Origin of the sequence: Neolewinella aurantiaca, from assembly GCF_008014675.1 — a bacterium.
Classification (GTDB): domain Bacteria; phylum Bacteroidota; class Bacteroidia; order Chitinophagales; family Saprospiraceae; genus Neolewinella; species Neolewinella aurantiaca.
The window spans coordinates 59,421-83,568 of record NZ_VOXD01000018.1; the positions used below are offsets into that span (position 1 = coordinate 59,421).

20 protein-coding genes are annotated in these 24,148 nt (G+C 53.3%); 12 read left to right on the forward strand and 8 right to left on the reverse strand.

The genetic code is table 11. The features are described from left to right. Positions 1 to 38: 38 nt before the first annotated feature. Positions 39 to 1,196, reverse strand: coding sequence for a glycosyltransferase (locus FUA23_RS12640; RefSeq protein WP_147931108.1), 1,158 nt, complete (start codon positions 1,194 to 1,196; stop codon positions 39 to 41). A gap of 306 nt (positions 1,197 to 1,502) precedes the next feature. Next, the gene (locus FUA23_RS12645) at positions 1,503 to 1,994 is read right to left on the reverse strand and encodes a hypothetical protein (protein ID WP_147931109.1); all 492 of its coding nucleotides are present in this window, start codon (positions 1,992 to 1,994) and stop codon (positions 1,503 to 1,505) included. A gap of 228 nt (positions 1,995 to 2,222) precedes the next feature. Between FUA23_RS12645 and FUA23_RS12650 the strand changes: the two genes are divergently transcribed. The 5 genes from FUA23_RS12650 to FUA23_RS12665 all read left to right on the forward strand — a co-directional run bounded on the left by FUA23_RS12650 (position 2,223) and on the right by FUA23_RS12665 (position 9,354). After that, positions 2,223 to 3,578, forward strand: a complete 1,356-nt coding sequence (locus tag FUA23_RS12650; RefSeq protein WP_246144189.1) for a TlpA family protein disulfide reductase — start codon at positions 2,223 to 2,225, stop codon at positions 3,576 to 3,578. Further along, positions 3,578 to 3,703, forward strand: coding sequence for a hypothetical protein (locus tag FUA23_RS22930; RefSeq protein WP_262713709.1), 126 nt, complete (start codon positions 3,578 to 3,580; stop codon positions 3,701 to 3,703). Before FUA23_RS12650 ends, FUA23_RS22930 begins: the two co-directional genes overlap by 1 nt. Before the next feature lie 92 nt (positions 3,704 to 3,795). Beyond that, the gene (lspA, locus tag FUA23_RS12655; protein WP_147931110.1) at positions 3,796 to 4,371 is read left to right on the forward strand and encodes a signal peptidase II; all 576 of its coding nucleotides are present in this window, start codon (positions 3,796 to 3,798) and stop codon (positions 4,369 to 4,371) included. A 158-nt stretch (positions 4,372 to 4,529) separates the two neighbouring features. Further along, positions 4,530 to 6,752: a gliding motility-associated C-terminal domain-containing protein gene (locus FUA23_RS12660; protein WP_147931111.1), complete on the forward strand. Its 2,223-nt coding sequence runs from the start codon at positions 4,530 to 4,532 to the stop codon at positions 6,750 to 6,752. A gap of 79 nt (positions 6,753 to 6,831) precedes the next feature. Beyond that, the gene (locus FUA23_RS12665; RefSeq protein ID WP_187271006.1) at positions 6,832 to 9,354 is read left to right on the forward strand and encodes a TonB-dependent receptor plug domain-containing protein; all 2,523 of its coding nucleotides are present in this window, start codon (positions 6,832 to 6,834) and stop codon (positions 9,352 to 9,354) included. A 57-nt stretch (positions 9,355 to 9,411) separates the two neighbouring features. Here the strand turns inward: FUA23_RS12665 and FUA23_RS12670 are convergent, their stop codons facing one another. Further along, on the reverse strand, positions 9,412 to 11,271 hold the full coding sequence (locus FUA23_RS12670) for an AAA family ATPase (protein WP_147931113.1): 1,860 nt from the start codon (positions 11,269 to 11,271) through the stop codon (positions 9,412 to 9,414). 154 nt (positions 11,272 to 11,425) lie between these two features. On the opposite strand from FUA23_RS12670, the gene FUA23_RS12675 reads away from it, so the two are divergent. From FUA23_RS12675 to FUA23_RS12690, 4 genes are all read left to right on the forward strand, one after another. Beyond that, complete coding sequence (locus tag FUA23_RS12675; RefSeq protein ID WP_147931114.1) at positions 11,426 to 12,076, forward strand: hypothetical protein; 651 nt, start codon at positions 11,426 to 11,428, stop codon at positions 12,074 to 12,076. After that, complete coding sequence (locus tag FUA23_RS12680; RefSeq protein ID WP_147931115.1) at positions 12,073 to 12,396, forward strand: winged helix-turn-helix domain-containing protein; 324 nt, start codon at positions 12,073 to 12,075, stop codon at positions 12,394 to 12,396. Before FUA23_RS12675 ends, FUA23_RS12680 begins: the two co-directional genes overlap by 4 nt. Positions 12,397 to 12,833: 437 nt before the next feature. Further along, a complete protein-coding gene (locus FUA23_RS12685; protein WP_147931116.1) occupies positions 12,834 to 14,303 on the forward strand; it encodes a DUF4153 domain-containing protein in 1,470 nt (489 codons plus the stop codon). A gap of 38 nt (positions 14,304 to 14,341) precedes the next feature. Next, positions 14,342 to 14,920, forward strand: coding sequence for a hypothetical protein (locus tag FUA23_RS12690; protein ID WP_147931117.1), 579 nt, complete (start codon positions 14,342 to 14,344; stop codon positions 14,918 to 14,920). A 27-nt stretch (positions 14,921 to 14,947) separates the two neighbouring features. On the opposite strand, the gene FUA23_RS12695 is transcribed toward FUA23_RS12690, so the two are convergent. From FUA23_RS12695 to FUA23_RS12710, 4 genes are all read right to left on the reverse strand, one after another. Continuing rightward, positions 14,948 to 15,478, reverse strand: a complete 531-nt coding sequence (locus FUA23_RS12695; RefSeq protein ID WP_147931118.1) for a hypothetical protein — start codon at positions 15,476 to 15,478, stop codon at positions 14,948 to 14,950. Between the two features lie 76 nt (positions 15,479 to 15,554). Beyond that, positions 15,555 to 17,438 (reverse strand): Fe-S protein assembly chaperone HscA, encoded by a 1,884-nt coding sequence (gene hscA / locus FUA23_RS12700; RefSeq protein ID WP_147931119.1) that lies wholly within the window; start codon positions 17,436 to 17,438, stop codon positions 15,555 to 15,557. 161 nt (positions 17,439 to 17,599) lie between these two features. Next, positions 17,600 to 18,601: an NYN domain-containing protein gene (locus tag FUA23_RS12705; RefSeq protein ID WP_187271007.1), complete on the reverse strand. Its 1,002-nt coding sequence runs from the start codon at positions 18,599 to 18,601 to the stop codon at positions 17,600 to 17,602. A 188-nt stretch (positions 18,602 to 18,789) separates the two neighbouring features. After that, positions 18,790 to 19,326 carry an RNA polymerase sigma factor gene (locus tag FUA23_RS12710; protein ID WP_147931121.1) on the reverse strand — a complete coding sequence of 179 codons (537 nt, stop codon included), beginning with the start codon at positions 19,324 to 19,326 and terminating at the stop codon, positions 18,790 to 18,792. Between the two features lie 214 nt (positions 19,327 to 19,540). On the opposite strand from FUA23_RS12710, the gene FUA23_RS12715 reads away from it, so the two are divergent. From FUA23_RS12715 to FUA23_RS12725, 3 genes are all read left to right on the forward strand, one after another. After that, entirely contained in the window at positions 19,541 to 20,062 is a 522-nt protein-coding gene (locus tag FUA23_RS12715; protein ID WP_147931122.1) for a helix-turn-helix domain-containing protein, read from the forward strand. A gap of 123 nt (positions 20,063 to 20,185) precedes the next feature. Beyond that, on the forward strand, positions 20,186 to 20,674 hold the full coding sequence (locus FUA23_RS12720) for a hypothetical protein (protein WP_147931123.1): 489 nt from the start codon (positions 20,186 to 20,188) through the stop codon (positions 20,672 to 20,674). Positions 20,675 to 20,820: 146 nt separating this feature from the next. After that, positions 20,821 to 23,160 (forward strand): S9 family peptidase, encoded by a 2,340-nt coding sequence (locus tag FUA23_RS12725; protein ID WP_147931124.1) that lies wholly within the window; start codon positions 20,821 to 20,823, stop codon positions 23,158 to 23,160. A 15-nt stretch (positions 23,161 to 23,175) separates the two neighbouring features. Here the strand turns inward: FUA23_RS12725 and FUA23_RS12730 are convergent, their stop codons facing one another. Beyond that, on the reverse strand, positions 23,176 to 24,009 hold the full coding sequence (locus tag FUA23_RS12730; RefSeq protein WP_147931125.1) for an OmpA family protein: 834 nt from the start codon (positions 24,007 to 24,009) through the stop codon (positions 23,176 to 23,178). Between the last annotated feature and the right edge of the window lie 139 nt (positions 24,010 to 24,148).

Sequence of the window (24,148 nt, forward strand, 5' to 3'; positions counted from 1 at the left end):
ACGCTAAGAAACGTGAAGATAAGTATTCCCACCATGCCTCAATGCCTACCCTTCCACTTTACGGTAAAACCCAATAAAGCTGCAGTCCCCACACCAAACAGAAAGAACGGATAAACAACGGAGGCCAGAGGATACCACTTCATGGCTTTGTTTTGCCCGAACCGTATCATCACCGGCCAGAGGCAGATCAGATCAATAAGTGCTTTACCTGCCCACAGCACAAGAACGAGGCGCGGCCGCAGGTGCAAGGGAAGGCTAATGAAAGAGATTACGATGGCGGCAGACAGGGAAAAGGCAAGTGCCTGAGCAAAGCTGAGCTTTGCGTTATTGTAATTCCCCGCCTTTCCTGCCCACCGAAGCCGTTGCCGCCAGAGTGCCAGCCAGCCGTTTACCGGCCGGGTCGTTACCGCAGCCCCGGCAACGTAGTGGGTTACGGGAGGAGCAATTGACTTAGAGACAGAAACCTGTTTTGTTGCCGGCCAGAGATCCGGCTGGTAAAACTTATGAAGCAACAACACATCGTCTCCCGAAGGCAGATGATCCACTCCTTGGTAGCCGCCGACAGCATTGAACAGCTGACGACGAAAAGCGAAGTTTGCACCATTGGCCAGTGCCGGCCTGCCCTGCCGGGCGGTTGCGGCCGTCAGAAATTGGTACGCAGCCATATCCAATGCCTGATAAGCGTTGCAAAAGCTGTCTGCAGGAGCGATGAGAACCGGCCCAAGGACCACATCTGCACCCGCTGCAAACGCCGCTGCGATGCACGACACCCGGTCTGCGGGCCAGTAACAATCGGCATCGGTAGTGATGATGACATCGGCTTCGGTAGAAGTGATGGCGTAGGTAAGTGCAGCCTTTTTATGAGCAATCACCGGCTTCCCCTTCAGGTAGTCGGCCAGGTGAAGAAGGGTTACTCCGGCAGGCAGCAGCGTTGCTCCGTGATCTGAGGAATGATCGTCGATAAAGATGAGCTCCAACCCTCCGGAATAATCCTGGGCTAAAAGTGATGCCGCGAGGGCGGGCAGGTTCTCGGCTTCGTTGCGAAAAGGAACGAGCAGGGCTATCGTGGGCAAAGCGGAGTTGCTGTCGGGAGCAGGTTGCCGCACCACCCTGCGCCAGGCAGCGAGGCTGAAAAGTTGCCACGCGGTGTACAGCACAAGGATTAAAACAGCGAGTATGGCCAGGGCATCGATCATTCCGGGCAAAGGTAATCTTGCTGGTCTTTAAAGGGTGATCCCGAACGGCGCAATCGTTTTTAAAGGCAGGAGGTTCCCTCTGATGGAGTGCCAGCCTAATGCTTTCTGCACGGTTCTGCTCACTCCGTCCGTAACCTCCCCCTGTCCGTGGGAGCGGGGAGCAAAACCACGATCGTAGAAGGTCAGCACGGATGGACTATCCCCACTAGCAGGAACAGCCTGTTTTTAAAGGTTACCAGTGCTCTGCCCCAACGGGCGGAAAAGCCTTTTTTTCAAAACCATTTTTGCACCTGCGACCGCGCCTCTTTATTCAAACAGGTCATCGTACCTGGTGTCTTTCTTACTGGTGCGGGAGAGGGGTTCTGCCGGAGGAGGCAGCGGTGGCAGTTCTTCGTAATCGATGTCAATATCGGTGGGTTCACGGGGCACTTCTTCAAAATCGGTCCATTCTCCGTTTTGGCGGGCGTCGGCTTCAGCGACTTTTTCTTTCAGTTTTTTGCGGAAGAGGGCGGTACCGAGCAGGTACAGGCCGGTGAGCGGGTAGAGGGCTACGGCCAGAAGTACCGTTACCAGTCCCATTACCCAGTTGCGCTCAAAAAGGCCTTTGATGCTGTTGGCGAAACCGGTAAACACCGTCCGGTCAACGAATAGAGATGCGATAAAGAACAACCAGCCCACTTTGTAGAGCAACCAGAAGATCCAGCCGACAATATTGAAAATGACATAAAGGGCGAACAGACCGATCACCAGGCCGATGATGCCGTTGATGCCATTGAAAGGAGAGCGGGAATTAGACATAGTCTTTTTGGTCTTTAAGTTTGTTATTTTGAGTCAGCGGAGCTTGCCGGAGAGCTATTTTACCCGGTGGCTGGAAACATTGACTGCTTTGACATCTAACAAAATCCTGTGCTACAGGTTTCCTTAAGGTCTGCCAAGCTACCAGCTTTTCCGCCCAATGTAGTCGTTTTACCGTCGTATGGCGATCATGAAGGGTACAGGCCGCCTCAATTTTGTAAATTTGTGCTGATGAAAACTATCTCCTACCTCTTTCTCCTGATGTTCAGTTTTTCACTGGCTGCCCAAACGACCAACATTACGGTGGACGCCAAAGGCTGCAGGACGATGAACCTTTACGCTTTTGACGGTGTGACCTTTGAAGCCATCGAAAGCTTTACCCGTGGTGACGACGGCAAATTCACCCTGGGTGCTTCTACTGAAGGCCCTGTGTTCCGTTACGTTGGCAGCCAGCCCTCCGATGTGCTACCCCTGATTATCGGCGATGATGAGTCGATGACGATTACCGGCACCTGCGGGCGAATGAAAAGTGGCAAAACGACTGACTCACCGATCAACCAGCGCTACCAGGACCTCAAATTGAAATTCCAGGAAAACAACCGGGATTTCAAAAGCACCATGACTGCTTACCAACGGGCCGTAGGCAGCAAAGACTCCACCTCCATCGAGCAGCAAAGAGAGGCGATGGTCGAACTCGACGACCGCAAGCGGGCGCTGCTGGAAAAGACCAAAACCGAAGACCCGCTCCTGCACCGGGTAGTGACGCTGAACACCTACCTCAACTTCATCAACGAGAACAAAGGTCGTTTCCAAAACGAACTCGACTATTTCGTGAATACTTATTTCCAGTTCGTCGACTTCAAGGATGAAGGTTACGGCGATCTTCCCTGGACGTACGAGGGCAACCGCAACTTTGCCAACACATTGACGGGGGCAGTTCCCGGAGAGCAACTCGCCGACATCCTGGGGGCAATCTACAACAGCTGGCCGGAGGGCAGCCGGGCAAAGTTTTTCGCCATGAGCGGCGGCTTCGCCGCCCTGGCCCAGAAGAAACACCCCGCAACCGTAAAACTGGCCGACGCCATCGAGACACAGTACGAAGCCGTATACCCTGGCCAGGTGGCTCAGATTTCCGCTCAGGCGGCCACGCTGCGCACTTTTGCCGTAGGAGCCGAGGCTCCGCTCTTTGCCGGCCCTAACCCGGAAGGTGAAGAAATCAGCCTGGAGAGCCTCCGGGGGAAGGTGGTACTGATCGATTTTTGGGCCAGCTGGTGCGGTCCATGCCGCCGCGAGAACCCCAACGTCGTAAAACTCTACGAAGCCTACAAAGACAAGGGCTTCGAAATTCTGGCCGTAAGCCTCGACAAGACGAAGGATCGCTGGGTAAAAGCCATCGCGGACGATAATCTGACCTGGCTCCACATTTCGGACCTGAAAGGATGGAGAAGCCAATACGCTCAGCAATACGGCGTTTCCAGCATCCCCCAAACCGTCCTGCTGGATCGTGAAGGAAAAATCCTGGCGCGCAATCTCCGGGGCAAGTCCCTGGAAGACAAGCTGGAAGACATCTTTTCTGTAAAAAAATAATGAGCGGAGTCTACCTCGATGTACTCCGGGAACAAGGAGCCTGCGAAGCGAACATGCATTACCACGGACCTGTGTTCTCCGACGTTCAACCATCCAACAACCTGGCGCTTAAAGCGACTGCCTGAGGCAACCTGAACAATAAACATCCACTCAAAAAGGCACCGTTACTTCATAGGATAACGGCCCGGGGAATCAGAGTTCGTGACAAAAAACTGAAATGACAAGAACAAAAAATCAAATAGCCATCGTAGCCGGAGCAATTCTGGTGACTGTAGGTCTCGACCAATGGACCAAGGCGCTGGCCATAGAGCACCTCGAAGGCCAGCCACCGATCTATTACCTCAACGAGATGTTCAGCCTTACTTTCGCCAAGAACACCGGAGCGTTTCTTTCCCTTGGCGAAGACCTTGGCCCCGTGCTTAAGCCTATTTTGCTGAACGCTTTGCCCGCATTGCTTTTAGTAGGCCTGCTGTACTTCATCTTCAAAGAAAAGAACCTCAACCGGTGGCAAACGCTGGCGTTGTCGCTGATCGTGGCGGGCGGCCTCAGCAACATCATCGACCGGCTGCTGTACGGCCATGTTGTAGACATGCTTCACATTCAGCTCACAGATTCTATACAAACAGGAATTTTCAACATTGCCGACATGGCCATCATGGCGGGGATGTTCATCATGCTTCCATTCGTATTCAAGAAAGACGACTTACCAACCGAAGAGGAAAAGGCAAACCACGTTCCGCTCACTCCGGCGGAAGAAACCGTAGTAGAAGTAAAGCAAGAAGAACGGGAATAGTACCGTTCTGGTCATCGATGTTACGTTTAGGCACAAACCTCTGTTCTGCGCCTGAAGAACCGTCTCAGTACGCCACCCCTATCCGGCACCATTGTATTTCGGTTGAGATTAGTCGCAACCAACCCGTTGAATCATAGTATATCCCAAGAATAGTATTCATGAAAATTTCACAATCACTCGTAGTGCTGCTATGCCTTGTGTCGGCAACGCTAACCGCTCAGGTTGAGCAAGCCAACAACTGGCATTTTGGCGATGAGCTCTCCGTAAGTTTCGTGGGAGGCACGCCGGTACTGAACCCACCTTCCGCGATGGAAGCCTTCGAGGGTATCGTATCCATGAGTGACGACTCCGGTCAACTGCTGTTTTACACCAACGGTGGTGGCCAGCCGGCGGACCCGATTTTGCCCGACGAACTTCAACCCAACCCGGGCATCATCTGGAACCGCAACCACGAAGTAATGTATGACATGCGGGGCGAAGAAGGCGGAGGCTACAGCGCCCGCCAGAGCTCGATCGCGATGCCCGACCCTGCCGGCGAAGACGGCGTATACTACCTCTTCACGATGGAAGAAGCCGAGTTCAACGTTGGAGGAGCCATCCCCGGTCAGCCACTCGGGCGCGGACTGTCCTATTTCATCATCGACATGAACCTCAACGGAGGCCTGGGCGGCGTCCGTACGGCAGATCAACGCGTTGTAGTCCCGGCCTACGAAGCACTCGATGCCACACCAATGGCTGATGGTTCCGGCTATTGGATCATCTGCCATAACAACGATCAGGGCGATTCGAAATTCATCGTCGTTCCCCTGACGGCGGCGGGTACCGGCACTCCCGTGGAATACCCGACAAGCAGGGTTTCCGGAAAGATCAAATTCTCCCCGAACGGCCTGTTTATGTTCAACGACCGCAAGCTTTACAGCTTCGACAACGAAACGGGTGCTATCGCATCCGACCCCGCTGACATCCCCGGGGTTTCAAATCAGATTACGTGCTTTACTCCGGATAGTCGCTTCCTCTACACTACAGAAACCCGCGCGGTGATCGGAGAGGTAATCGTACGGTATGACCTTCGCGACCTCAATGAACCGCCCCTGGTACTGGATCGCGTAAACCTTAGCACCGGGGAGCCCGTGTTTCTTACCGCTAATTTCCAGATTGGCCCGAACGGCAACATTTACTTCTTGGAGCAAACCTTCGACCCTGGAACCCTCACCCGCTACGGCCTGAGCGAGATCACCTGTGTCTCCGGAGAAAACCCAATGGTAAACCGTTTCATCATCGACCTGCCGGTAGCGGACGGGGCTGACTTTTTGAGCCAGCACCTCCCCCAGTTTGTAGACGCCATCTTCGCCGTTGAGCCGTCGCCGGATACGATCCGCCTGGACACCACCTTCCTCGCTGCCTGCGACGATGAAGTACTGACACTCACCGCCAGAGATTCAGGGACGAATTACTCCTGGACAACGGGTGACACTACGGCGACAACCGTCGTCTCTGCCGCCGGAACTTACTGCGTCACCGTGACCGGAGACTGCTTTCCCGTGGTGGACTGTCAGACCGTAACCTACGAGCAGACAGGGATCAACGCTGTGGTTATCGGAGAAGACGACCTTGGGTGTGCCGGCTTCCGGTGCGTCGTAGACCTTGATGTTGACGCCGCATTCAGCGGCGTGAAGGTTTCGCTTTACGAGACCAATCCCCTGGGCACCGAAATTCTGGTCGATGAGTTCTTATCCGCATCAGATACGGTGAGCCTCGACAAACCAGAGGACGGGCAGCAGTACCGAATTGAAGTAACCTACGAAAACTGTGGCCAGATCGAGTACCCTCTCATCCTCGACTTTCCCGAAGACGACCGCTTCCGGCCAGAACTCAACGTTACCGCCGACGGCGAAATCTGCAACGGTAGAGACATCACCCTCGAGGTGACCAACGATGATGGCACGCTGGCCATCGCATCCGTCCGTTACGATGACGGGAATACAGATAATCCACGTACCCTTCCTGCTGCGTTCGAGACCGACATTCCCGTCACGGTTTTCAGTGAATGCGGGGATTCTGTAGTCCTGATCTACACCGGGCCTGTTGCTGAATTTTGTGACTGTGACGGCGAAATCCCCGAACTGATCACTCCTAACGGAGACAACGTCAATGATGAATTTCGTTTATATTCTGACTGCCCGGCGGAGGATTACACCCTGATGATATTTAACCGTTGGGGTCAGCCCGTATTTGAAAGTACCAACTACGAACAAGCCTGGGACGGCACTGTAGACGGTTCGCCGCAAAATTCCGATCTTTACCTGTACCGGATGGTCTTCAGGTTTACCGACTCGGACGCAGTTATCGTTCGGGAGGGCCAGTTTAGCCTTGTCCGGTAATCCATTACCCCGGCTAATAATTGGCTGACCCTGGGCTACCTGCTTATGGAAGGGGAACTTGATGATTAAATACTTTCCCGTGAATTATAGGGCACTTGGCATTTTGCTTACGGTTATTTTCTTTTACACTGCGGCCAGCGTAGCTCAGGATACCCTCCGCATTACAGATGCTGCCGGGGTGGCATTGCCCTTCGCCAATGTCCTCCTTTACCCTGAAGAAATCAGTATTGGCCCTGCTGATGAAGAAGGTCGGGTGATCCTGAAGGATGATTTTGCTCCCGAGCAGGTATTCCGGATCAGTTACCTGGGCTACGAAGACGTACTGGCGATGTACCGGGACCTGCAATTTGCGGGCTTTGTGTACGCTTTCGATGATACCCAAATCACGCTTGCCATGCCGGAAGTGATTGGCCGGCGAAACGAGACAGCCAGGGACATGCCCTACCAAACCGAAGCCATCGGACGCTCCGTGATCGCCAAAGCGCAATCGCTGACCACCGCCGATGCACTGGCTGACCTAAGCGGAGTTTTCGTACAAAAATCTCAATTCGGGGGAGGTAGCCCGATTGTGCGCGGCTTTGAGGCCAACCGGGTTTTGCTGGTGGTTGACGGTGTGCGGATGAACAACGCTATTTTCCGGAACGGCCACCTCCAGAACGCCATCTCGGTTGATCCACTGGCCCTGGACCGATTGGAACTGATATACGGAGCCGGTGCGCTGGCCTACGGCAGCGATGCGATAGGTGGAGTGGTTCACTTCAGGACACAGCAACCCGATTTCCATGCGGGAACGCAGGATGCAAAGTGGGGAGTTCAGGGAGCAATGTCGGTAAGTTCAGCGGCTAAGGCATTTAGCCAGGGAGTAAGAATCGAATATAGCCGCCGCAACTTTGCCGCGCTCACCTTGCTCTCAACGAGCTTCACCTCGGACCTGCGCGCCGGCGCCCAAAGACCCTCTGAATACCCCGCCTTTGGTCTCCGGAACGAATACGTCAGCAGGATCGACGGCCAGGACCGGATACTGCGAAACGAACGGCCCAACGAACAGATCGGCACCGGATACAACCAGTACAATTTCCTCCAAAAACTCCGCTTTCGCCTGAAAAACGAGTTAGAGCTCAACGCCAACCTCCAGTACTCCACCACCTCCGACATCCCCCGTTACGACGCCCTGACTGAGCGCCGCAACGACCAGCTCCGCTGGGCCCGCTGGGATTACGGGCCGCAGGCCCGGGCGCTGGCTTCCCTCCAACTGAGCGACCGCAGGGCTACAAAAATCTATGATATTGCCACCTATCTGATCAGTCATCAATTTATTCAGGAAGACCGTATACAGCGTCCGTTCGGAGACCCGCAGGAAGAAAACAGCCTCGTTGATGTTCATGCTACAAACCTGCAAACCGATTTCACCAAAGCCCTCAACGAGCTAACCTTTCATTATGGTTTCGATCTGCGGTACGATCAGGTAAAGAGCGAAACTTTCCTGCGGAACATCGAGACAGGAGACATCACGACTGTTGGCCAGAATAGCCGCTACCCCAGCGCCGGAAGCAGTCTTCTCTCGGGCGGGTTGTACGCTGAGGCCAGCCAGCAATTGGGAGCAAACCTCCAGCTGCGCGGAGGTGTGCGTTGGAGCCGGCAGCGCCTCAACGCCCGCTTCGGGGCGGACGACCCCGTTGCCTGGCCCGAGGCCTACCTCGCGGGCATCAGCAATACCGAAAGCGCGGTTACCGGTACGCTCGGCCTGATCCACGATACCGGCAACCATCGCCTGCGGACGCTGTTCGCTCAGGGATTCAGGGCACCGAACATCGACGATTTCGCCAAGTTCCGCGAAAGCAATGGTTTCATTCAGGTTCCCAACCCCGCCCTGCAGCCCGAACGGTCGAATACCCTGGAGGCGGGATACCAATACGTGTCGGCGGACAATGCCTTCCGGGCGGGTGCTACGGTGTACCATACCTGGCTCAGCGACGCCATCATACGCCGTGACGGTACGTTACCCGACGGGAGCCGGTCCTTTGTGAGTCGGGGAGATACACTTTTTGTTCAGACGAACGTAAACGCCGAGCGTGCTAAGGTCTATGGTTTCGACGTCGATGCCTCGCTGAAGTTCATCACCAACTGGTGGATCGAGACCGCCTTCCACTTTGTCCGCGGCCGCCGCGACCAGCTTGCTCCGGACGGAAACGTACTAACCCTGCCCCAGGACCACATTCCCCCGCCATACGGGAATACAGGGGTCGGCTGGGCCCGTGGCCCCTGGGACCTGAGTTTCCGGCTCCGTTACCAGTTCGCCAAAGAAGTCAAAGACTACGCCGTGGGTGAAATCTCCGGAAACCTGGCCGACGGGTACATCCTGGACCGTTCCGGAACAGCAGACAATCTTGAACTGACTCCTCTGGCCAGCGACGGTCAGTTCAACTACACGGGAGTCTACAGTTGGTGGACGGCAAACCTGTACGCTGAGTACCGACTCAACGATCACTTTACCTTCCGCATAAAAGGAGAGAACCTGCTGGACCGGCATTACCGGACCTTCGGCAGCGGCGTCTCCGCCGCCGGCTTAGACCTTGGGATCGGACTCAGTTGCCAATGGTAAGAGGCGATCGATGCCGGCCGGGGAGAATAGCACAAGTGGGGTGCGGCAGCACACGTTTTACTTATGCAGCAAATCATAGTACCCATCAACGTTGAGGAAACCTTCCTCCTGGATGGAAACCTCCAAACCATGTTCTTTGGCTATGGATACCATTTGGGGAGCCTCAATGATACCTTTAGCCGTAAGCTCTTTGCTTAGTGCCTTCAACAGGGGTAAATGCTGAGCGAGCAGATCGCGGGTTTCCTGTACCAGTCGGACCATCATTGCTTCCACCGCAGCGTCGGTATCCTTCATATCCATCGTGAGGTGGCTGGCCTGCAGGTTGACCACCGATTGGAAGCGTTCGTTGAACCCGAAACGCCGTACAAATTCGATGGCTAACGTTGTTGCCTCCTCCCTGTCGTTACTGCGGCCGGTCGAAGCTTTTTCAGCGCCAAATATTATTTCCTCGGCGATACCGCCAGCAAGGTAAATCCTGATTTTTTTGAGAATGTTTTCTTTTGTCAGGTGCAGTTGGTGAGAGAAAGTAAAACCTCCCGCCTGGCTGCTCGCGATTTTGCTCTTCAGTTGTAGCGGCACCAGCCCCATCAGGTGCATGTATGCCACGGCGTGGCCAGACTCATGGACGGAAATATTCGCTACCACATCCTCCTGATTGCTCCGGCGGATGCTATCGATACGGCCGACGTAGGGGATCGTAATCTTGTGGCTTCCAAAGGAAGCCAGGATCGCCAGGGCTTCGTCGTCGTAGTCAACAGTGATTTCGTCCTCATCCTTCATGATGGCCTCGAACATAAATTGACTCAGGTTAGACTCCAGAATATCGATTACGGAACTGAAAACAGGGCGAACGCCCTGCACTGAGAACACCCCGTTGCGGTAAATCAGCTCGTTGAGCTTTTTTGTGACGTTGACCTTGATGCCAATTTTGCGGAACACGTCCTCTTTGACCCTCGCGACTTCTTTTTCGATCAGCTCTTCGAAATCTTTGCGCCGCAAAGAAGTGTAAATGAGGTGGATGTTACCAAAGCGGGCGACCTGCTCGGGGTAAAACTTCCGGGAGAGCGCATTCTTGATGTCTACTACCGTAATCTTCTTAGTAAAAGCGTGGTAGATATCGGCGTCGATGTCCGTTTCGCTCGTATGCGAAGCCATACTGAAGGCTTCATCGAGGTTGCCGGAGATGATGATCAACGTTTTGGAATGGTTAACTGGTTCGTAAATCTTCTTGCGTCGTTTTACTTCCAGAATCAATTCAATGAGCTCGTCTTCATTCAGGCGGGTGAGCTCAGCTACGGACATGTCTAAGTTGAAAGATTTACGCAAGCGCTTAGCAGACCATGGATCGAGTTTCTGTTCTTCGACCTCTTCCCCGCGTTTACGGGCAGCTGCATTCTGTTGTTTGGTAGTAGTGTAATTGAAGAGAAAATTATCGACGTTCTGCTTGGTCTTACGGCTCAAACGGCCGTCGCTCAGGAGTTCCCAGAAATCAGCAAACTGAGTCTTGTGCAGTGGGCTGCCGTCGTTGTCGATAGTATTGAATCGCTGAATCTCATCGAAGAGTACGATGCCTGGTTGTTCGTCGTTGAGGTCGTTCTCCGCCAGAATCTGGGAGACACTGGACGCCCAGGTCCCACCGGAAGTATTGCTCAGTTCCACCTCGGCAAAGCGGTCCTGATAATCCAGAAACTTGACCATTTTGCGTACAAGGTCAGTTTTGCCGACTCCGGTCATTCCCCAAAGATTGAGAATGATCGGTCGGCTTAAGATTTCGGGCATCAGGTACCAAATCTGGATATAATCGATAAGGCTGTCAATGATTGAGTCTATGCCTACAAATTCTCCTTTGAGGTAGACTTTACAAGCTTCCAGCTTGTTTTTCCGGACGAGCACTTCGGCCTTATCGATCTTTGTCATTTGGGTTTCTTTGGGTGATTTTTTGTTGAACGAACAGGCAAGCGGTGAAGTTGCAAACGCTTCCGGGGGCTGTCCGCACGAATAAGAAGCAATAAACATAAAATTACTTGCAAATCCCATTCTTCGCCACTAGCTTTGTATTTCAAAGCACTCTATGTCAAAGACGATAGCCACCCCCATTAGTGACCTCCGTGAGATCCGCTCTCTTATGGAGCGGAGTCGTTATTTTATGGGTTTGAGTGGTCTTTCCGGAGTTGGAGCGGGATTGTTTGCCCTTGCCGGCTGCTTACTGGTTGTAGCTTACCGTTGGTCTGCGGGTGAAGGTTTACTCTTCATCAGCCGCTCGGTTTATCTTACGTCAGATCATCCCTGGGGCATTGCGCCTCTACCCTTTCTGGTCGTCACGGCTGCGGGGGTGCTGCTTGGCGCAGTAGCCTGCGGCTACTTCTTCACGATGAGACGGGCCAGGCGGCTGGGGCAGGAGCTGTTTCATACCAAAACATACAAACTTGCCTGGCACTTATTTTTTCCTCTCGCTGTAGGAGGTGTATTCTGTCTTGCGCTTATCTACCACGAGCAAGGCGGCTTCATCGGGCCGGCAACGCTTATCTTCTACGGGCTGAGCCTGCTCAACGGCAGCGGCTACGCACGGGAGGAACTCTCCTGGCTCGGTTATATGGAAATCGCCCTCGGCCTGGTCTCCTGTTTTTTCATCGGGTACGGTTTATACTTCTGGGCCGTAGGCTTCGGGGTACTGCATATCGCTTACGGCATCTGGATGTACCGCAAATATGATCTGAAATGAAAAATGCTCCAACTATAACCAAAGTATCTATCGGCGGACTGAATAAGCTGTTCAACCACCGCAGCCGGATGGGCATCATGGCCATCCTGATGGTGAACGAATGGGCCGACTTTGTCTCCCTCCGCGACACCCTGAAGCTAACGGATGGTTCTTTGGCCAGCCACCTCAAAGCACTGGTCAAAGAGAAGCAGATCGAAGTAGAGAAGAAGTTTGTCGACGATAAACCCAAGACCTCTTACCGAGCAACCACCGAAGGAAGAGAAGCCTTTGAAGCACACCTGGCCGAGCTGGAAGAATTCATCAGGTTGGTAGACAATTAATAACTGGTACTGTCTTAGCACCAGCCTTACCCCCCGCAGGGCTGACGCATAGGATTCTATTTTGAGCTTTTAGCTCGAGATCATAGTCGCCACCTAAGAGCTTGCAACCCAAAACGCGTAGCGTTTTCACCAGCCCATCCCCCGTGGGACCGCCGAAGGCAGCAGCGAAGCTCACGGGTTGGGTGGGGATTTAACACGGCCTAACTAGTCTATGCGTTAGCCCTTCACCCCCGGCCCAGGCCGATTCCTCTGAAAAACCGATCACCAGATTCAATTTACTCACGACCAACAACTTTGAAAAATGAAGAACTATCAAATATTAAAAATCCTCGGCGGGATATCTGGACTACTGCTGCTTCTCTACACTACTTACCTGGTGTGGTGCTTGATCGTTCTCTCCAGTATGAATTTTCCTGACTAACCTAAAACCCCATTCAATGAAAACCTCTCTAAAAACCCTGGTGGCTTCCCTTGCCCTTGGCCTCACTTATGCCTTCCTTTTCTTCCACGCCGAGGCGGGGTTGAATATGTTTCTCTTCGACGCTGTCCTGATCGGTTTGTCGCTGTGGGTACGTCCTGATTTAGCGAAGCACAAAGCGTTCGTGTGGTCGGTTGGCGGTTTACTATTTGCGGCGGGCAGTGTCGTGATCGTCCATAGCAATGCGGCGATTTTTGCGCATCACCTGACGTATTTTCTGGTCCTGGGCTTTGCCCAGGCGCGGGAGTTACGCTTCATCTGGTTTGGCCTTCTACTGGGTATAGCCGCGGTGTTGGAAGCACCGGTCAATGCCTTCCGGCGCTGGCGTATCCTTCGCCGTAAAAAAGCGCGTAAAACCACCTCGCGGGCACTACCCTGGCTGAAGCAGGCCTTGGTTCCAGCCTTCGTATTGGTACCGTTTCTGTTGCTTTACGCCGGCGGCAACGATAAGTTTGCGGCGGGGCTGGAGCTGTTTTTTGACGCCTTCAGCAATCTATCGCTGAGCGTAGACGCCTACTGGATGATTGCCCTTACCATCTTCGGCTCGGTGCTTACGCTTGGTTTTTTGCTTCCGCGTCCGGGCACTTCACTTCTGGTGAAACAACAGTCGGGCTTCCGGGACAAACTGATGCGGGAGCGCAAGGAGCAAAGTCAGGTTAACAACGATGTTCTTTACCCTACACGGCACCTGCGACCGCGCCCCCATAAAATGCTCGCCCTGAAGGGTGAATACCTGCAAGCCGTCCTCACCTTTGGCTTGCTCAATTTGTTGCTGGCCGCCGTGAATGCAACCGACCTGCGCTACGTCTGGCTCAAGACCGGCGAACTCTCGGCCGCCACGCTGAGCAGCTACGTACACACCGGAACCTGGAACCTCGTAATCTCCATCGCACTGGCGATTCTGGTGGTGCTCTATTACTTCCGGGGCAACCTCAATTTCCTGAAAGTTACGCCCTGGCTGGCGCCACTGGCTAAACTTTGGGTGGCCCAGAACGCTCTGCTGGCGCTCTCCGTCGGCGTTCGGAATTATCACTATGTCGACGCCTACGGCCTCGCTTTTGGTCGGGTTTACATCGCCTTTGTCCTGCTGCTGATTCTGTTCGGTTTGTACACCCTCTTCCGGAAAGTCCGCGACAAACTCAGCCTTACTTACCTGCTGCACACTAACGGAATGGCCGCCTGGCTCTGCCTGCTGCTCTTCGCCGCCGTGAACTGGACGAACGTAATCACCCGGGTAAACCTGAGCACCCAAACCAGCGAAGAAATCGACTGGGAGCACCTGCGCTACCTACCTAACGACAATACGTTCCTCTTGCTCGACCACCCGGAAGCCGAGATATTGAAACTCTGGAAAGGGCCAAACCCGCCCTATGCGGATTGGCGATCATGGAATTACTCTGACTGGCGGAATATTCAGGCCTTACAGTAGCCGCGGCTTCAGCCGCTGGCTTGGAAAACTGAACTACGATGGACAGAGAACAAATATCTACCTTCTTTTCAATCTCGCTCGGGATTATCACACCATTTGTCGCCAGCCCACTGGTTTACAATTGGTACTTTGATACAAGTGATTTGAGCATGGTGATCTTATTCCCCTTGCTTGTAATATTACTTCCCTCTATTGCTTTTCTGACCGTAATCAACCTCCTGAACGGCTGGAAATGGCCGCTCTTCGGCAATCTGCTTTTCCCGGTACTCACTGGCACTTTCTGTGTTGCAAGCATTGGAAACAAGGTTTTGAAAGATTCGCCCACTATCCTGCTTCATGCCAGATATTACAATGAAGAAGGTTTTGATTTATACCTCAGGGAAAACATGACGGTAAAATGCAAAGAGCACAGCTGGGTTTCCTCAAACGACAAATACGGCACCTATCGACTCAGAAACGACACTGTTTTTCTCCAGGGGATAAACGTACAGTACGGCTTATCTGAAGTCAGCGACACCTTATACTTCAAAGAAGACAAATTGGTCTTCCGATTAGATAAAGAGTGGAGATCGGTACTTGAGAGTGCCATGTACATTGAAGAAAACCGACTAAAATAAAAGCCAAACCAACAGCTGAAGCCGTGGCTACCGAACAAATTTCACCCCTGAATAATCATATAACGTCGCGTCCAGAAAGAACACCTCTCCCGAAATCTTATCCACCACCTTATTATAATCATGATCGCTCCAGAAGGGGTCATTCGTGAGAGCATGCAGCGACTGCCCGAAGACCGTAAGCCGGCCGATCAGGATCTCCTGATCAAGCTGGCCTTTCGTGTCCGCCTGGTCGAGGATGGCGGCGAAGAGACGGGCGTAGCCGACGCAGTTGGCCCGTCCGGATGCCATCACGTCGCGCGGGTTGCCAGACGTAGTGCGCATCACAAAGGAAGCATGTTGCGCTGTTTTTCGCCGGGCGAAGGCGATGATGTCCTTAGCGGAGGCATCGGGGTGCGTAATTGCCCAGCCCGCTGCTCCCCTGCTTATTTCATCCATCTCGTCTAACGGAATAAATAAACGTGTACCCACTGGTTCGTAGCTGACGCAGAAGCGGAATAGTTGGCCGCGGAGCAAGAAGGCCAGAAAAAGGAAAAACAGAATATAGTATCGTTTTTTCACGGCAAGTCTGGCGGCTAAACTTTGGTGGCTTTGCGACGTCTGGCTTGATCGCGACGAATGCCGTCGCGGGCGTAACCTATTCCACCTCGTTGCCTTTAATCGCCGCCGCTACATTCCGGTCCAGTGCCTCGTGCGCGAGCGGCGTGGTGAATTGGTTCAGCTCATCCAGACGTTGGTTGATGGCGTCTTTGTCGTCTCCGGCAACGGCCGTGGCGAGTTTTTCGGCGTAGCCTTCAATGCTCGTCACTTGGTCGGCTTCCAGCCAGTCAGCGTTTTGTTCAAGGAACTTTTTGGTGCTCAGCAGTACGTTGTTCGCCTCGTTGCGGGCTTCTACGAGCGCGCGGTTTTTCATGTCCGTTTCGGCGTTGGAGAGGCTGTCGATCAGCATTTCCGCCATGTCTTCTTCGCTGATGCCGTACTGGCTCTTGATGGTAACACTCTGGCTGGTGTTGCTGCGGTGCTCGATGGCTTTCACCCGCAGGATACCGTCGGCGTCGAGGCCGAACTGAATCTCAATCTGGGGGATGCCAGCGGGCATCGGGGGGATATTGCCGAGTACGAATTCGCCGAGTTTCCGGTTGTCTTTCACCATATCGCGCTCACCCTGGTAGACGGCAACCTTCAGGTTTTTCTGCCCGTCCACACTAGTGGTGTACTTGCGGCCAACGCGGGTAGGAACTTTGGAATTACGAGCGATAATCGGGTCCATCAGCCCACCAACCGTTTCGATACCGAGGCTGAGGGGTGTAATATCCAGCAGCAACACATCTTTCTGGTTTCCTGCCAGGACATCGGCCTGGATGGCGGCGCCAAGCGCCACTACCTGATCGGGGTCGAGGGTATTGTTGACATCCTTGCCGAAGAAAGCAGAAACTTCCTTCTGCACCAGCGGAACGCGGGTCGAGCCGCCAACCATGATAACGTGATCGATTTCATCGGTCGTCAGTTCAGCGTCTTTCAGGGCGCGGCCGCAGGATGCCAGGGTCCGTTTGATGAGCGGGGTAAAGAGGACGTTCGCCTGGTCACGATCGAGGTAGAGCGTAATACCATGGAATTCTGCCGTAAAACTGTCCTGATTAGAAAGACGCTTCTTTGCGGCTTCGGCCAGAAGGCGGATCTCCCCACGCTTTTCCGGAGAGTCAATCTTCAGCGCTTTATCGTTGATCCAGTGGTCAACAATAGCCTGGTCGAGGTCATCACCACCGAGGAAGGTATCTCCGTTAGTAGAAAGCACCTCGAAGATGCCCAGTTCGATGCGCAGGATGGAGACATCGAACGTTCCGCCACCGAGGTCGTAAACAGCGATGGTCCGCCCTTCATCCTCATCTTTCAGCCCGATGCCGTAGGCTAGACTGGAAGCCGTTGGCTCGTTGACAATACGAAGGACATCCAGGCCGGCCAGTCGGCCGGCATCGCGGGTAGCCTGCCGTTGTGAGTCGTTGAAATAGGCAGGAACGGTAATCACTGCCCGGCTTACTTCGTTTCCGATCTCTGCCTCGATCCGGGCTTTCAGCGCTTTCAGTATTTCTGCCGACAATTCAATCGGGCTGTAGAATTTGTCTTTACCGCCTGGCCCCGGCACGGCAATCTTTACCAGACGGTCTTCGTCTTCGTCGATGATACGGTAGCCGAAGCGATTCTGGACCGACGTCAGGTCGCCGTAACTTTTACCGAGTAGTCGCTTGACAGAATAGATCGTCCGCTCAGGAGCAGTAGTGAGGTAAGGCTTGGCATCGTCGCCCACAAGAACGGTACCGTCGTCGGCGAAGTGCACGATACTCGGCACCAGAACGTTCTTTCCGTCTGCACCGGCCACGGCTTCTGCTTTTCCGTCGGAAACAATTGCAACGAGGCTATTCGTGGTACCAAGGTCGATACCAACAATAGTCTGCCCTACTGAGCTTACCGTCTTATCTTCTTTTACCTTGCCCGCCTGAAGGTCGATGCTGAATTTTGCCATTATGGTTCGTTAGGGAGTTTGGGTAGGAACGTGTAAGACGAGAGGATGGTTGTGAAAAGGGCGCAGCTTCCCCGATTCATTATAAACCCGCTTATTCCCTCCGACCGTAGCCGGAGGGAATAAGCGGGTTTTGCCATCACTTCCAGGGGTTGAACACCAGCTTACTGCTCTTCTTCGAGCTTACTGTTGAGTTCTTCATGTAAGGCCTTCAGGCGGTCTGCAGATTCATCCGCACCGGTAAGTGCGATACTGAGTGCGGAGTAATCCGTTGGTTCACGCAGGTTATTCGCGATGCGCTTGAGCATCAGTTCGAAGTAACAATCCTCGATATCGGCGAGGGTTTGAATATCCTCCTGAAAGCTGATAAGCCCGTCTTCACTGGGCCTGAAGAGGTAGCACTTGAAGAGCACCTGACGGATTTTTTTAACTTCGGTCATGGTAGCTCCGGGTACATCCTGCGAAAGCTGGTTGTAACACTCGTCATCCAGTTCCTTGAAGGAATGGAACTGCCCGAAGTCACGGAGGAAAGAAGCGTAGATATCTATCCCGATCCACATGATTTTGGGCGGGGGCATCCTGACGCCCTGCTGTGCAGCAACTCTCAGGTAGAACTTGGGTAAATCCTGGGATCGACTTCCGGAAGGAGCGTTTGGCCGCTTAATTCCAGGCAACTCGTAATAATCTTTGAATTCGTCGCACACTTCACGGAGCACATCATCCTTCAGAGAGTCTGTTCCGAGGCCATGGACATGGCACCCGAGCTTCTTCAGGTCTTCGACCAATTGAACGCAATCATCATCCATTCCGACGAGGACTACGTTGGTAACGTCCTCGTTGTCCTGAATGAAGCGTTTGACCCGGGCGACCATTTGCGGAAAAACATCAGCCGGGGTGTATTGATCTTCGGGAAAGACGTGAAACAAAGTCGTCTCTTCCAGAGCGAGTGGCTGTTGGTAACGGGCCATCCAGTGCCAGTTTCCAAAAGCTTCATTGGTCAACACTTGTCCGAAGGATCGTGCAAAATCCATGACGGCTTCCACATTCACCATCTTCGGCTGAAGGCGTCCATTAGCTTTTTTATGGCCAGAATGTCCGTGCTTGTCAAGCATCAATGCTTGGTGAAAGTGTTCGAAATCCCAAAAAACGGCAACAATATCAGACATGGGTAATTTAGAACTTGCTATAGTAACGGTAAAACGTAAAGTTAGCATATAAGTTACAACAAATACAAAAGTCGCCACTTATAAAGTAAAGGACCAGGTGCAAACAGTACGGTCTGAACACATGAAGACCCCTAAGTGATAACCATTTAGGGGTCTTCATTAGACAGAATCTATTCTTCCAGACAAAGTTAAGCAACGCTTCGCTCACGCATAGCTTCTTCGTACATTTTCTGAAGTTTTTTACGCGCAAAGAAAATACGCGACTTGATGGTACCAAGCGGGCTGCCCAGTTGCTCCGCGATTTCGTCGTACTTGTAGCCTTGGTAAGCCATAAGGAACGGAACCCTGAAATCATCCGGCAGGCGATCTACCAACTCCTGAAGTTCATTAAAAGTAACCTCACTTTCACCATCATTGAGTACGGTTTTATTACCGCTGTTGATGTAGTAATTGTTCGGGGTTTGATCAATAATAAGGTTACGACGAACTTTCTTACGGTAGTTGTTGATGAAGATATTACGCATAATAGTAACCGCCCAGGCCTTAAAATTGGTCCCGGGGTTATATTTTTCAGCGTTTGTCATGATCCGCAGTGCAGTATCCTGGTAGAGATCTTCTGCATCGTTCATGTTACCGGTAAGTTTCAGGCTGAAAGCACGAAGACTGTTCGTAATGGTGCTCAGGAGATCCTGAATATCTTTCTGTTGCTTCTTTGTAGCTTTCATTTTCAGTTTTTTTGGTCACAATTGTAAAAAATCTTTACAAAAGTAAGCTTTATTGACAATCGGCACAAGTTCTTTTTGCCCCATTTACACATAATACGTACAAAAGGTGTGCCATGGTTCGGCCAAAACGAATATAAACGTAAAAAAATTTGACACAGAGCAACCATTTTTGTCAATGAGTTGTAAACATGGTGTAATCAGTTCTTAAGACCATATGAAAACCAAGGAAGCCATAAAGCCTGCCACACAGGCCTTACCTAATTTTATCGCCTCCAACCTGAAAGTCCTTCGCAACCGGAAGGGATGGTCCCAGTCTGAGCTGGCAGAGAAAGTGAATCTAAACCGGGGAAACATTGCCAGTTATGAGAGTGGATCGGCCGAACCAAGCATATGCAAATTACTAAGAATCAGCAACTTACTTCAAGTTCACCCCCGAGATATTACCCGCCGCGACCTTAGTGACCCCAACGAATTACTGCTGGCTCAGCTCGCTCACGACGAGCGACAGACGGAAAAGAACGAACGCCTTGCCCAGCTCCGCCATCGGGCTATAGAGCTGACCGAACTGGTACAATCCTCCCGGAAGCTTTTTGAGTACAAAAAGCGTAACCTGGGTACCCCTTGCAAAGAAACCGCACTGTTTGCCGCTCAGTACGAGCAACTCTACGAAGTAACTCAGCAATTACTGGAAGAACACCGCGAATTGCTCGGTGAAGTCGGTTGCCAGTGTGACTAGACAATATGTCCGACGCAGCGCCATAATGTCCGGCTGTTTCAATTATCTGAGTATAATTGTCAGGCAACCACCCCTGACTCATATCCCTTCGCTACTGACCGGTGACGGCCAGGATGGAACAAAATGATACTCTGGTTCGCGGGGGCCTCCTGCGCCAATGATCAGGACAGCAGACGCTGGTACAAACAACCGGTTGAGAATAAGATCGCAGGTTCAACATTCGACCCTGCAATGGCGTTCCTACTCCATAACACTCAATCTACACACATGGAACTCTACGACATTAATCGCGTTGCCCTCATCATTTCGCCCAGTGAAGCCCTGCTGAAGTGGGCCATAAGCGAAGACCCAAGTCTTGCGGAAGAGATCGACCTCGATGATCCGTCGGACCTGAGCACCGTTTACCTGCTACCCGATTTCGATGATATCGAAGAAGCAGACGACTGGATTGAGGACAACTACCTGCCGATTCTGGAAACGCTGCTCGAGGAGTGGATTCCTGACGACAACTGGCCTGAACGACTGGAGTTTACGCACCTTGAAAAGTACGCCGAGTACTCCTTCAGTAACGTTGTAATCGACACCGTTGACCCGTCGTACGACGAAGATTAGATCATCATCCCAGTCACTTTCTGAAACGGCCTGCACTTATGCTTTCCATAGCACCTGCGGCCGCGCCCATACATTAGCTTGCCCCATCAGACTCACACAGAGTTGAGGAGCAGAAAAGCTAAGCATCCAAATAATACAAGCTCCCTTTGACTTACCAGACACCTTCCCCGGCGATTGCTTCGCTTGTGAATCTGAAACCCGACCCTCTCCTCTTTTTCGGTCCGGACCGCAACCTCATGCTGATTGCCGAACGGCCAAGCTATCCATCAATTGAGGAGCTTCGCGAGCCAAAGTTGAAACTGGCGGGCCGCCAGATCAACCCGGCTACTTATACTCCTTACGGGCACCGTGGTTACCACGCGCCGCGCCTGCGCGACCTGCGAACCGGCGAGGAAACTCCGTTGAAAAACCTTCCCGAAAATGGAACCTTCCGCTCCTTCACCTGGTCTCCCAGCGGCACGCGCATTGCTTTTTGCCTGAACACACCAACCGGTTTGCAGCTATGGAGTTGCCCGACAGAGACCCTGGAATGCACGCCTCACGGGCCCGCAGACCTTAACAACAGCCTTGGCGGGTACACTTTCGAGTTTGTCTCTGACGATGTGGTCATGACCAAGCGGCGTATTCCTAACAGTGGGGAATCTCCCGACGAAGCGGTGGTTACCGGACCCAACGTGCAAGACACCAGTGGCAAAGAAGGTCGTAACCGAACCTATACCAATCTGCTTCAGAGCCAACACGACGTCGAGGTATTCCGGTACTACGCCACAGCGCAAATATGGTTGGTTAACTTAGCAACGGGCGAAGAAAAAAAATGGGGAGAACCGGGCATTATTTCCGGTGTAAAATCCAGCCCGGACAAGAAATACTTCGTTGCTGTACGGATTACGGAGCCCTTTAGCTTTAGTGTTCCTTTTGAGAAATTTGCTGACCGGATCGAAATCCTCGATGCAGAAGGGAACCTGATCAGGCTCCTGTGCGAGCGCCCCGCCCGCGAGCACATTCCTGCTCCGTTTGATGCCGTGGCGAGTACGCCCCGCCGCTTCAGCTGGCGCAGCGACCACCCTGCACAGCTCTACTGGTCGGTGGCTCAGGATGGCGGAGACACCCGCAATGAAGCTGAATTCCGGGACCAGCTCTTTTACCTGGAGCCTCCTTTCACCGGCGAGCCACAGCCAAGTATAAAAATGCCCCTCCGCTACGGCGCGATCCGTTGGGGCAGAGGCGACCTGGCCATCTTTATCGACTGGAGTTACAAGGACCGCCGCCAGGTAACACGGCGCTGGTGGCCCGACTCTCCCGACCGACCCGCCGAAGTGATCTTTGACCAGAACTGGGAAGATGACTACAATGACCCGGGCAACTTCATGACCATCACTCAGCGCAACGACCATTCGGTGTTGCTCACCAGAGACGAAGGCACCAAACTGGTTCTCGCCGGCATCGGCCACGGCCCCGAGGGGAGCCAGCCTTTCATCGATACCTACGAAATCGCTACGGGAAACATCAACCGGCTCTGGCAGTCTACCCCGCCCCTGTTCGAATACCCCGGCTACTTCCTCGACGAACACCCCGACTGGTTCTTCATGGGCCGAGAGCAAACCACTGAGCGGCCAAACTTCTTTCTGCGCAACCTGATCACCGGCGAAGAAATTCAACTGACCGATTACGAGCATCCCTACCCACAACTGCGGGATGCCAACCTGGAAAAACTGGAATACCTGCGCGAAGACGGCGTTCAACTGAGGGGAGACCTCCACACACCGCAGGGATTCGTAGCGGGCGAAAGCGACCCACTGCCCGTCTTCATGTGGGCCTACCCGCAGGAATACAAAGATGCCGAAAAGGCCGGCCAGGTAACAACGAGTCCGCATCAGTTCACCCGGATATCGCCGCTCAGCCCCCTACCCTTCCTAGCGGCAGGGTTTGCGGTTTTCGACGATTTTGCGATGCCAATCGTAGGTGAGGGCGATCAGGAACCCAACGAGACCTTTATTGAGCAGGTTCAGCTCAACGCCAAGGCTGCGGTCGAAAAACTGATTGAGTTGGGCGTTGCTGATCCGGAACGGATTTACGTAGGCGGCCACAGCTACGGCGCATTTATGACGGCCCACCTGCTGGCCCATACCGACCTGTTTGCCGGAGGCATAGCGCGTTCCGGTGCCTACAACCGCACCCTGACGCCCTTTGGCTTCCAGGCCGAAGAACGCTCCTTCTGGGAGGTTCCCGATACGTACATCAAGCTCTCACCTTTTGTCCACGCCGACAAAATTGATGCGCCCTTGCTTCTGATTCACGGCGAAGAAGACGCTAACTCGGGCACCTACCCGGTGCAGAGCAAGCGTCTGTTTGCCGCCCTGAACTCACTCGGTAAAACGGCCCGGCTTTGCCTCCTGCCCCACGAAGACCACAGCTACGCTGCGGAAGAATCGATCCTGCACATGCTTTGGGAAATGGAGCGATGGATGACGAAAGAGGAAGCCTGAAAACGCTGACGGCACTTACTCCACCCTTATTTCCACCCGGCGGTTTTCGGCCTTGACTTTGCTCAGTGGTTGTTCCTCGCCCATTCCGATGACCACAAATTCCAACGAGGATTCGCCTAGCTTTTCCCGCAGGAACCCGGCGACGGCCTCCGCTCTGCGCAACGACAAGCGCTGGTTGTATTCGGGCGGTCCATCCGCGTCGGTATGCCCGGTAACGATCACTTTCCCGGAACGACGGCCGGCCAGGCGGGCAGCAAAAACGTTGAGTCCGGCGATGGCGCCGGGGCGCAGACGGGATTGATCAGCCTCGAAAAGAGTTGCCGCAGGCAAACTTACCGGCGGTAAAGCACAGAGATTGCCGTTGGGCAATCGTTCTGCCTTCAGCGCGAGCCCCATCAGCGGAATGTAGGCATTGAAGTACCAGACCCGGACCGGAAACGCTCCGGGTTCGAACCAGCTTGTATCTCTTTTTACGCGCCATTGGTGGGGCCCGCCGTTGTTGATAACCAGGGAATCAGAAATCCATAGCCGGGAACCATCGTCGCTGGCCAGGGTAAAAACATGGCAGCCGGCGGTGTCGACGGTGAGGGTGGAACTGAGCAGAAAACCAAAAGCAGACGGCAACGTAACCCCGGGAAAATTGACTTCGGTCTCCCGGGGCAAAAAATCGAGCGCGGGAAAACTGATTTGCCCGAGCACCTCCATCATATCAGGATAGTGATCGAAGCCGTAACGAAAGGCTTTCTCTTCAATTTTGAGCAGGTCTCCGGAGAAAGCGCTGAACGATTGGGCGCGGCCGCAGGTGCAAAGAGAGGTTATCAGAAACAGGCTTAACAGGGTATTGTGCATCGGGTGTAGGGTTTCAATTACCACAAACCCTGATCTGCGATTTCAAGGTATTCAGGCAGTCCTTTTTAACTCTTCGTCGCAACGGACAGCCAGGCAGAGGCTCCCCCACCGTACGGAATTTGCGCTTAAAACATAACAA

Coding starts and splice junctions, on each gene's coding strand:
- FUA23_RS12640 (WP_147931108.1), bottom strand. CDS start 1,196: ATGATCGATGCCCTGGCCATACTCGCTGTTTTAATCCTTGTGCTGTAC.
- FUA23_RS12645 (WP_147931109.1), bottom strand. CDS start 1,994: ATGTCTAATTCCCGCTCTCCTTTCAATGGCATCAACGGCATCATCGGC.
- FUA23_RS12650 (WP_246144189.1), top strand. CDS start 2,223: ATGAAAACTATCTCCTACCTCTTTCTCCTGATGTTCAGTTTTTCACTG.
- FUA23_RS22930 (WP_262713709.1), top strand. CDS start 3,578: ATGAGCGGAGTCTACCTCGATGTACTCCGGGAACAAGGAGCCTGCGAA.
- lspA (WP_147931110.1), top strand. CDS start 3,796: ATGACAAGAACAAAAAATCAAATAGCCATCGTAGCCGGAGCAATTCTG.
- FUA23_RS12660 (WP_147931111.1), top strand. CDS start 4,530: ATGAAAATTTCACAATCACTCGTAGTGCTGCTATGCCTTGTGTCGGCA.
- FUA23_RS12670 (WP_147931113.1), bottom strand. CDS start 11,271: ATGACAAAGATCGATAAGGCCGAAGTGCTCGTCCGGAAAAACAAGCTG.
- FUA23_RS12675 (WP_147931114.1), top strand. CDS start 11,426: ATGTCAAAGACGATAGCCACCCCCATTAGTGACCTCCGTGAGATCCGC.
- FUA23_RS12680 (WP_147931115.1), top strand. CDS start 12,073: ATGAAAAATGCTCCAACTATAACCAAAGTATCTATCGGCGGACTGAAT.
- FUA23_RS12685 (WP_147931116.1), top strand. CDS start 12,834: ATGAAAACCTCTCTAAAAACCCTGGTGGCTTCCCTTGCCCTTGGCCTC.
- FUA23_RS12690 (WP_147931117.1), top strand. CDS start 14,342: ATGGACAGAGAACAAATATCTACCTTCTTTTCAATCTCGCTCGGGATT.
- hscA (WP_147931119.1), bottom strand. CDS start 17,438: ATGGCAAAATTCAGCATCGACCTTCAGGCGGGCAAGGTAAAAGAAGAT.
- FUA23_RS12705 (WP_187271007.1), bottom strand. CDS start 18,601: ATGTCTGATATTGTTGCCGTTTTTTGGGATTTCGAACACTTTCACCAA.
- FUA23_RS12710 (WP_147931121.1), bottom strand. CDS start 19,326: ATGAAAGCTACAAAGAAGCAACAGAAAGATATTCAGGATCTCCTGAGC.
- FUA23_RS12715 (WP_147931122.1), top strand. CDS start 19,541: ATGAAAACCAAGGAAGCCATAAAGCCTGCCACACAGGCCTTACCTAAT.
- FUA23_RS12720 (WP_147931123.1), top strand. CDS start 20,186: ATGATACTCTGGTTCGCGGGGGCCTCCTGCGCCAATGATCAGGACAGC.
- FUA23_RS12730 (WP_147931125.1), bottom strand. CDS start 24,009: ATGCACAATACCCTGTTAAGCCTGTTTCTGATAACCTCTCTTTGCACC.